General features: G+C 46.0%; 9 protein-coding genes. All 9 read right to left on the bottom strand.

The features are described from left to right. Positions 1-525: 525 nt before the first annotated feature. On the bottom strand, positions 526-2,235 hold the full coding sequence (locus AC58P7_RS23230) for an adenine deaminase C-terminal domain-containing protein (RefSeq protein WP_497347089.1): 1,710 nt from the start codon (positions 2,233-2,235) through the stop codon (positions 526-528). A 21-nt stretch (positions 2,236-2,256) separates the two neighbouring features. Then, positions 2,257-3,318 carry an ABC transporter ATP-binding protein gene (locus AC58P7_RS23225; RefSeq protein ID WP_497347087.1) on the bottom strand — a complete coding sequence of 354 codons (1,062 nt, stop codon included), beginning with the start codon at positions 3,316-3,318 and terminating at the stop codon, positions 2,257-2,259. 15 nt (positions 3,319-3,333) lie between these two features. Continuing rightward, on the bottom strand, positions 3,334-4,122 hold the full coding sequence (locus AC58P7_RS23220; protein WP_497347085.1) for an ABC transporter permease: 789 nt from the start codon (positions 4,120-4,122) through the stop codon (positions 3,334-3,336). Positions 4,123-4,126: 4 nt separating this feature from the next. After that, on the bottom strand, positions 4,127-4,948 hold the full coding sequence (locus tag AC58P7_RS23215) for an ABC transporter permease (RefSeq protein ID WP_497347083.1): 822 nt from the start codon (positions 4,946-4,948) through the stop codon (positions 4,127-4,129). A gap of 27 nt (positions 4,949-4,975) precedes the next feature. After that, positions 4,976-5,908, bottom strand: coding sequence for a nucleoside hydrolase (locus tag AC58P7_RS23210; RefSeq protein WP_497347082.1), 933 nt, complete (start codon positions 5,906-5,908; stop codon positions 4,976-4,978). 69 nt (positions 5,909-5,977) lie between these two features. After that, the gene (locus AC58P7_RS23205) at positions 5,978-7,087 is read right to left on the bottom strand and encodes an ABC transporter substrate-binding protein (RefSeq protein WP_497347080.1); all 1,110 of its coding nucleotides are present in this window, start codon (positions 7,085-7,087) and stop codon (positions 5,978-5,980) included. A 244-nt stretch (positions 7,088-7,331) separates the two neighbouring features. Beyond that, on the bottom strand, positions 7,332-7,679 hold the full coding sequence (locus AC58P7_RS23200) for a hypothetical protein (RefSeq protein WP_056619026.1): 348 nt from the start codon (positions 7,677-7,679) through the stop codon (positions 7,332-7,334). A 275-nt stretch (positions 7,680-7,954) separates the two neighbouring features. Further along, entirely contained in the window at positions 7,955-8,908 is a 954-nt protein-coding gene (rbsB, locus tag AC58P7_RS23195; protein WP_047671973.1) for a ribose ABC transporter substrate-binding protein RbsB, read from the bottom strand. Between the two features lie 23 nt (positions 8,909-8,931). Continuing rightward, positions 8,932-9,843, bottom strand: a complete 912-nt coding sequence (locus AC58P7_RS23190) for an ABC transporter permease subunit (RefSeq protein ID WP_497347107.1) — start codon at positions 9,841-9,843, stop codon at positions 8,932-8,934. Positions 9,844-9,865 lie beyond the last annotated feature (22 nt).

The raw sequence follows: 9,865 nt of genomic DNA, 5'->3' as shown, positions 1-9,865 counted from the left end.
ATCAAGATATCAGTGGACATTAAAAAAGATGACCCCTGACCAGTTCAGGGACCATCTCCTTGCTGCTTAGTTCTTTTTATTAAAATGTCTACGAAACGGGTTACAGTTCAGCAGCGGGCTGAGGGTCTAAGTTTATATTTAAAAAGGGGGGTCGACTTTTATTATAATCTTGAAAGATTATTCCCAGATGAAAATAAGATTTCAATTCTGTAACAAATATATAACTTTCATTTCTTGATAGCAATTTGTTTAAGACTCTGATTGATTTATAAAATCGACAACACGATCAGACTCCTGATTTCTAAACAGCTCTTGAATTTGTATATTCAAAGTAGCATTATCTGCAAGCGAAGCACTTTCATATCCGTTTTAGCAAAGTGTGTGAAGGCTACTTTTTTGATCCGAGTGGCAGCCATATCATTCATCATTCTGAACGTTCGTAAGTATGATTATATTAGAGCAACTAACAGCAGCCGCAAATTAAAAAAGACCCTCTCGCGTCCTTTAACGGAGATGGCCTATGCTCTATTTAATAATAAGTGGGACTACCTTGCCCTGATTCACATCGATTAAACCGAAGTCCGTAATTTTCAAAGCCGGACTTACCGGTAGAGAGTGCGTACTGATGGACATGATGGGATTATAATGCTGGTAGCCCAGCGATTCCATCGCTTGGCGTAGCTGTTCCACTTCCTTGGCTACCTGCTCCAGCGGCTCTTCCGTTAAGATGCCGCCCACAGGCAGCCTGAGGTTCGCGATCACTTTGCCGTCTTCCACCACGCTGAAACCGCCTTGATTGTTAATCACTTCGTTAGCGGCAAGCTGCATATCAGCGGGATTAAGCCCGACAACGAGCAAGTTATGATTGTCGTGGGAATACGTCGTCGCGATAGCTCCCCGCTTGATCGTATCGCCGCCGATCAGCCCGTAGGCGCGGTTGCCATTCTTCCCGTAGCGTTCGAATGTAGCAATGAGTGCGTTGCCGCTTTCCTGCCACAACAGCTTCCCTTGCTGGACTTCAACCTGAGCGTGCTGTTCCTCTGTGAATGTAGAACCATCCTTCACCATCATCTTGCGACACGTATAAACAGCGTCAGCTTCTTCTATACTGACAACAAAATCCGCTTCCGTTAAAGGCGCCAACTGCACGCTCTGATAATAATGCGCAGGGAAAGCCGGCGGCTTGATGATTGGCGTATAAGCCTCTTCCACATCGTAAACTTTACGCCCGGCCTTGAAGACCTGCTCAATCGTTAGCTGTTCTAAATTGGAAAGCAGCAGGAAATCGCCTATCTTGCCAGGAGCGATTACCCCGCGGTCATACATCCGCATCCGCTTGGCTGGAGAGAGTGTGCTGGCATAAATGGCCTGCTCGGGCTTCATACCCATGCCGATTGCTTTGCGCACAATATGATTCAAGTGCCCGCGGCGCTGGAAGGAGTCAGCCATCACATCATCGGTAACGAAGCAGTAATGCTCGGATACATCATGCTGGATTAAATAAGCCATGACTTCATCCGTCATTGATTTCTCTTGAATTTCGATGAACATGCCCGCAGCGATCCGGGCTTCCATGCCCTCAATCGACTGATGCGTATGATCCGAATCGACCCCGCTGTAAATCATCCGGTGCAGATCCAAATCCAACAGCTTAGGCACATGCCCTTCAATAATGAGATGCGGATAGTTGGCGCGGACATGGTTGATGATTTGATTTGTTTTGCAATCGGGGTCTGTGATAACATCAACGAAATTCATGATTTCACCCAGGCAGATGATCCGTTCCGTCCGTAGCAGCTCGTCCAAATCGGCGATATGAATCTCGCCGCCTGTCGTTTCCATGGATGTCGCTGGAACCGAGCTCGGGATGGCGTAGAACATGTCCGCGATACAATCCTGACTGGCTTTCATAAACTGCTTGACCCCATCCAGCCCGAAGACGTTGGCAATCTCGTGAGGTTCAGGAACAATGGTTGTGACCCCATTACGAATGAGTCCGTAGGAGAACGTTTCCGGCGTCACCATCGTGCTTTCAATATGCAAATGGATATCGATAAGACCTGGAATCATGTAACGGCCGTTTCCGTCTAAACGTTCCGCGGCTTCGAAACTTTCCGTCCCTCTTTTGCCAATATATAAAAATTTACCGTCCAGGATTGCTGCGTTGCCATGGATAAATGTTTTAAAGTAACTGTTATAAATCTGGACATTCTCAATTAGTACATCAATGCGCATCTGTCTTCACCTCCAAGTCCACTACTCAACGATTACTAATTTCTCACCCGGAAAATGAAGCCGAACCTCTTGCCCGTTCACATAGGGAAACTCCATTTCTTTATTCACGGTGAAGGAACCAAGTTCCGTTTCAATCACATACTGATAGCTTCGTCCGAGGAACGTGCTAACCTTGACGCGGCCGCTCACGCGATTGGCCCCTTCATCCAGCTCATCCAGCGTTCCCATCACGACATCGTCCGGACGGATAGCTCCTTGCTTGCCTAGCTGTTCGCCTTTACTCGCATGCTTGGTTACAGCGAACATATAATCTTTCACCTTGAGGGCAATTTCTTCACTGCCATCAAACCGTGACTCGAAGTTGATAAAATTCGTAAACCCGATAAACCGCGCCACGAACTCCGTCTTAGGATATTTGAATATCGTCGCCGGGGCGCCTAGCTGCTCGATAATCCCTTTATTCATGATCGCTACTTTATCGGAGATCGAGAAGCACTCTTCCTGATCATGCGATACATATACCGTCGTAATGCCAAGCTCCTGCTGGATACGGCGGATCTCCACCCGCATGTTGACCCGCAGATTCGCATCCAAATTGCTCAGCGGCTCGTCGAAGAGAAGCAGTTCCGGCTCGATGACGAGCGCCCGCGCAATCGCTACGCGCTGTCTTTGGCCGCCCGACAGCTCCTTAGGGTAACGCTTCTCGAAGCCGGACAAGCTGACGACATCGAGAATGTGACGCACGCGGCGATCCAGCTCCGCCCCACCCACTTTGCGCAAGCGCAGGCCGAAAGCCACATTATCGTAAATCGACAAATGCGGGAATAACGCATAGCTCTGGAAAACGAAGCCAAAATTGCGTTTATTCACAGGAACATGCGTATAATCTTTTCCATTCAATGAGAAAGTGCCTGATTTCGCCTCGATGAATCCTGCGATAAGCCGCAAGGTCGTCGTTTTCCCGCATCCGCTAGGACCAAGCAGCGAGATCAAGCTTCCTTTTTCAACACTCAGGTTGAAATCCTGCAGAATATAGTGCTGGTCGTAGGCAACCGAAATTTTTTCCAGTGATAGCAATGCCATGGATACAAGCCTCCGTTATCGTTTGGTGAAATAGGATAAACCCATCAACCGTTCAATGATGAACATAAGTACAGCCGTGAACAGCATCAGCAGCACAGAAATAGCAGCAATCGTCGGATCAAAATGATTCTCCACATAAGTCAGCATCTGAATAGGCAGTGTACTGACCCCAGGTCCCGTCATAAAGACCGAAATGTCTACATTATTGAAAGATTCCAAGAAAGCAATCAAAATTGCCGCAATAATCCCGGATTTGATGTTCGGCAGAACGACTTTAAAAAAGGTCTTCAAGTGTCCGCTGCCCAAACTTAACGCGGCTTCTTCAATCGCAAAATCGAAGTTCGATAAGCTAGAAGCAATAACCCGAATAATAAAAGGCAGCATGATGACTGTATGTCCAACCAACAATGCCGCATAGACCGGCAGGTGGTACATCACAATCAAATACTTGAGCATTGTAAACCCAAGTACGATACCAGGGATTAACACAGGGGATATGAAAATCGCATTCAGCGCTTCCTTCCCTTTGAACGTAAAACGGCTTAACGCGTAAGCAGCGGGAATCCCCAGCAGCAGCGCGAATATATTGCCAAGCAGCGAGACGATGATGGACGTGTTGAACGTCAACATGAACATCTTGACGTCCAGGATGTTACGGTACCATTTTAAAGAGAAGCCTGTCGGCGGAAATTTCAAGATACTCCCTGGCTCAAATGATGCAAATGCAATGATGATGAGCGGCCCGAGCAAAAATAGATAGACAAGAAGCGTAAATACGGCCAGCCCTCGGTTCTTCTCCCGCATATTTCTACCCCTTTGGATTTAATTTAACAGCCAGTTTATTCATCAGCGCGATGACCACAAAAGTAATTACGATCATAATTACCGCAATAACGGAGGCGAGGTACCAATCATTCAGCGTAATCGCGTTCTGATATAGGAATGTGGAGATAACCCGCTGCTTGCCTCCGAGCAAAGCTGGTGTCGTATAGGCCGTCAGACTGCCCACGAAGACTAGAATACTTCCTATGATTAATCCGGGTACGCTAAGCGGCACGATGACTTTGACGAAAGCCGTGAAGCGACCCGCTCCCAAGCTTTCCGCCGCTTTCAGCAGATCCGGATCTATATTCTCAAGAACACCGACCAAGGTAATAATAATGAGCGGCAGGAATAAATGGACCAGACCGATCATCATCGCAGCAGGCGTGTACAAGATATCGAGCGGCTCCTTGATCAAGCCAATGGCGATCAGCGCGTTATTCAGCAGCCCCTTTTTGCCCAAAATAATCATCCAACTGAACGACCTAACAACAGAGCTGGTGAGCAGCGGAAAAATCGCTAAGGCAAGCAGAATCGCCTTCTGCCTTGTGCTTTGCTTGGAGATGAAATAAGCAACCGGGAAGCCCACCACGATGCATAGCAAGGTTGTGACCACACTAACACGCAGGGTCGTCCATAAAATTTTCAGAAAGTAGGGGTCCTTGAAGAAGCTCCAGTAACCGGCTAATGTGAAGCTGCCCTTATTGAAAAAGGTTGAACCTATCGTAAGAAGGATCGGAACCACCATGAAAACCGTCAGGAACAGTAATCCAGGCAGCAATAGTAAATATAAATACGTTTTTTTCATGTAGCTTTACTCCTGTTCCTGGGTTCGCTAGGCGCGCAGTGCGCGGATGAATTGGTCGAGAAAAGCTTCGGCGGACACTTCCATACACACATGGACATTAGCAGTCTTAGCCAATCGGTTTTGGAAATCACAGACCGTTTGCCCGTCGCACAACTCACTTCGAGTTTCTATATCTACGTAATAATGACGAGTGGTAACCAGCTCTTTATTCAGCGCCACCCCGACTGCAAGCGGGTCGTGAAGGGCGCAAGCCCGCACACCGTTGCGCTCGTGATAGCGCTGCATGTAATCTGCTGTGCTTTCCTTGACATAGCGGCCAATCGGCGTATCTCCGAGCGAGCGGATATGTTCTTCTGTCAGCAGCGCCTTCCTGGTTACATCCAAGCCTACGAGCGTTAAGGCCGGGAATCCCGCATGCAGCACGATCTTCGCTGCTTCTGGATCGACGTACATATTATACTCCGCCGTCGGCGTCACATTGCCGAAGCCTTGGACAACGCCGCCCATCACAACAACTTCGCGGACCTGATGAATCAAGTCCGGGTATTTCATCACTGCCATGGCCAGATTCGTCAGCGGCGCGGTCATAATAAGCGTGACTTCACCTGCGTGCTGCTTCACTTGCTCGATGATGAAATCGACCGCATGTCCCTCAGCCGCCTGTGTGTGAACCTGCATATCGCTTAAAGCTCCGCCAAGTCCGTCCTTGCCGTGAACGCGATGCTCAAAATATGTCGTGCGCAGCAAAGGCTTATTCGCCCCTTTAAAAACCGGAATCTGCTGTTCCATTCCCAGCAGCTGCAGAACTTTGCAGGTATTCAGAGTAGCCTGATCAAGTGATACGTTGCCGTTCACCGTAGTGATGCCGAGCACTTCCATTTCCCCGCTGCCAACGGCTAGCAAAATGCCCAGCGCATCGTCTACGCCTGTATCTACATCCAGGATGACCTTCTTTGTCATGATAAACCCCCTTCCATTTCATACAGATAAGGGTATATCCACAATCATATACCCTTGTTCGATCTTCAATTATTGAGTAACTTCTTTATTCCAGCGGTCAATCCACCCTTTAAGGTTTTGATTCACGAATTTCATGTCCAACTTGCGAAGTTTACTTACGACTTCTGTCCCATAAGTAATACCTTGTGCGTCATCAGCCGAGAGTTGAAGAGTCGTATTTACAGGGGAATCGACTTTGGCTTTCGCAGATTTTTCTTGTACTTCTTTGCTCAAATGCCAGTTAATGAAATCTTCAGCCAACTGCTTGTTTTTACTTCCCTTGATCACGTTAACTGTATTCATGACAGCGTATGCCCCTTCAGTCGGGGAAACAAACTTGGTTTCCGGCACAGCCTTTTTCAAATCCTTTACATACATTTCCATGATTGGCCCAGCGGCAATCTCCCCTTGCGCGAACATGTTCACGAACTCGGAAGTTTGACCGTAGTATTTAACCACGCCTTTATTCAGTTCTTTCACTTTGGCGAAAGCTTGATCCGCATTGAACGTTGTATTCCCAGCCACGACCGATGCCGCGTCTAGTATCATTGGACCTGTGGTTGACGTGATGTTCGGCAGCGTCAGTTTCTTCGCAAGCTCAGGACTCCATAGATCGCTCCATGACTTAATTTCTTTACTTGTCGCTTTCGGATTGTAGGCGATCCCTAAACGGCCTATCGTGTAGGCAGGACCATAATCTTCGCCAAGCGGAGCTTTGGCTACATCGTAGACGTCTTTCAAGTTCGGGATACGGGTGCGATCAATCTTATCAAAGAGTCCAGCTTCAATACCTTGCTGCGCATAGTAATCGGATAAATAGATAAGATCCACTTTGGAACTGCTGCCTTGCTTCACTTTGTTCAGACGTTCCGAGTTATTACCAATCTCCAGAACGATCTTGACGTTGTGCTCTTTCTCGAATGGCGCATAAACTTCCTTCTTGAAGAAGTCATCCGAGAAGCCCCATGTTGAAATGACTAATTCGGTAGGCGCTCCTTTGGCTGTTGCCGTCGGTGCCGTTGAAGCTGGACTTGCGCTTGCAGTCCCCTGATCTTTGGACGGCGCTGTGCCGCATCCTGTTAGAGCCAGTCCCACCACGGACAGCGAAATAAGGCTTTGAAGCATTCTTTTTTTCATCATTAATAACCTCCCAAGTTTGTATATCTATGTTTTGAAGCGTGAACCCCATGTCATTTTTTACTAGTATGCTACCCTAGGCCTTACATCTATGCGCATAAGCGCTAATAAACAGAAAAGTGCCCTTGATAGAAGATAACCTTCTAATCAAGAGCACTTTTCATCGTAAACAATGTAAAGAGACATCTACAGATATACATGCGATTTCCACTTAAGATAGATCAAAAGTGAAACACCGTGGTCTGAGCTATTCGGTTTGTTTAAGAATGATGTTCGTAATTGCCCATTGCGTTGGCGGATCATAATCTCTTAATACCGCATCCATCGATAATCCCATCTCTTGTTCCAACTTCTCGCGGATTCTTTTCTTATATATCGAAGACATATAGAAATCCACTTCGTGTTTCAAAGTCGGTGCCTCTCCTTCAAGCGCGGTAGAACGGGGTGAACGACGATGCTTTGCATGAAAAGTAATGATGTTCTGATCCAGCGATACCTTGAGCAAAGTGGTTCCAAAGCCGAACAATTCTTTAGAAATCTCGTTATATAGGTGACACAGCTTCTTCTTGTATTCATTAGAATCTGATTGGGACATTGAAATCACCTTCAAGAACGATTATTGACTTCTACGCTTTCAAATCTATCTTAATAATACATAGGATTCCTGAATTAATCAAGCCAATCGTTCGCCTTTTTATCTATATTGACCTGTGATTAAGACCACATCACTTAGAAACATGCCGATTTCCCGAAAATATCTCTCATGCTTTGTAAGAATCAATTAAACAGAAACGAACCCCACCACCTTAATTTCCTTAAGTGGAAGGGTTCATCTCTCATTTTGCCAATATGATAAACATATACATATTCTTATTTTTTCGTGATCAATTCCAAATCAACCGGAATAAATTTTTCAACTTGTTCCCCTTTTAGCACTTTTAATGCTGTTTTCACAGCTGTGTCTCCGATGGATGCCGGTTTTTGAGCTACTGTTGCGGCAAGTTTTCCGTCATTTACGGCTTTAACCGCGTCATCGGTAGCATCGAAACCAACTACAGCAATATTTTTACCAGAGGATTGAATCGCTTGAAGGGCACCTAATGCCATTTCATCATTATGAGCAAATACCGCCTGAATATCTTTATTTCCTTGCAAAATATTTTCCATAACGGAAAGCCCTTTTGCTCGGTCGAAATCAGCAGGTTGAGAAGCAATCACTTTTACGCCAGCTTTTCCGTCAACAGCATCATGGAAACCTTTTCCACGATCACGTGCTGCAGAAGTTCCTGCGATCCCTTGAAGTTCTACAAGATTACCTTTGTCACCAAGGGTTTTCAAAATAAAGTCGCCTGCCATTTTGCCGCCTTTTACATTATCTGAAGCAATGTGAGTAACGACTGTTCCGCCATTGGCTGCACGGTCTACTGTAATTACAGGAATGTTGGCTTTATTGGCAGATTGAACTGCAGTAACAATAGCATCGCTATCTGTCGGATTGATAAGAATTACGCTTACCTTTTTCTGAATTAAATCTTCAATACCGCTAATTTGCTTCGCTGTATCATTTTGAGCATCTACAACAACCAACGTAGCACCAGCTTCTTTTGCCGCTTTATCCGCACCGTCTTTCAAAGTGACGAAGAATGGATTATTTAATGTGGAAACGGAAAGCCCAATTGTCATTTTGCCTGCAGCTGCTTTGCTATCCGCGGTAGCTGATGGTGCAGCCGTAGCTCCTCCCTCAACCTTAGATTGAGTCGAACAACCAGCAAGTATCAGGAACACCGCTACTACGGCAGATAATACGAGATTCATTTTTTTCATGGTAAACTCCCCTTTGATGTGTTTTATTTTCGAGCTTTCGATCTGTCTAACAAGACAGCAATTAAGATGACTACCCCTTTAACCACCTGCTGATAAAAAGACGAAACATTTAATAGGTTAAGACCGTTGTCTAATACACCAATGATCATGGCTCCGATTAATGTACCGACAATCCAGCCTCTTCCCCCTGATAAACTGGTTCCACCAAGAACTACGGCTGCAATCGCATCCAGTTCAAACGCTCCTCCAGCTGTCGGCTGAGCGGAGTTAAGTCTGGAAGTTAGAATGATACCGCTAATTGCAGCTAATAAACCGCTAATCGAGTAAACCAAGATTTTTACTTTCGATGTGTTAATACCTGAAAGCCAAGTCGCCTCCTCGTTGCTGCCGAGCGCGTAGACACGCCGACCAAAAGTTGTATGCTTTAAAATGATATATAAAACTGCAAATGCAATGACCATCCATATAATCGGCATTGGAATTTGCAGAAAATACCCCTTCCCTAACAAAGCGAAATCCTCTTTGAAGCCCGTGATTGGCCTTCCCTGCGTATAAACTAAGGTAAGCCCGCGGAATACTGTCATTGTTGCCAGTGTCGCAATAAATGGAGCAACCTTACCTTTCGTGATTAATAAGCCGTTGATCGCCCCCATGATCAAACCGCTAACTAAACCGATTCCTACAGCTAGCCACGTATTCATCCCGCTTGCCATTAAACCAGCCGTAAAAGCACTTGATAAAGCCAGTATGGATCCTACAGAAAGATCGATTCCCCCAGTCAGAATGACGAATGTCATACCAAAGGCAATAAGAGCATTAATCGAAATTTGACGAAGAACGTTAAAAATATTACCAACGGTTAAAAAGTCACCGTTCACTACCGACAAAATGACTACAATTAGAACCAATCCCAATAAAGACCCCAGACTCTGCATCTTACCGATTTTGGGTCTGCTT

This window comes from Paenibacillus sp. J22FR5 (assembly GCF_059691975.1).
The sequence above is the reverse complement of the archived record's forward strand: the minus strand, read 5'-3'. Positions and strand labels throughout refer to the sequence as shown.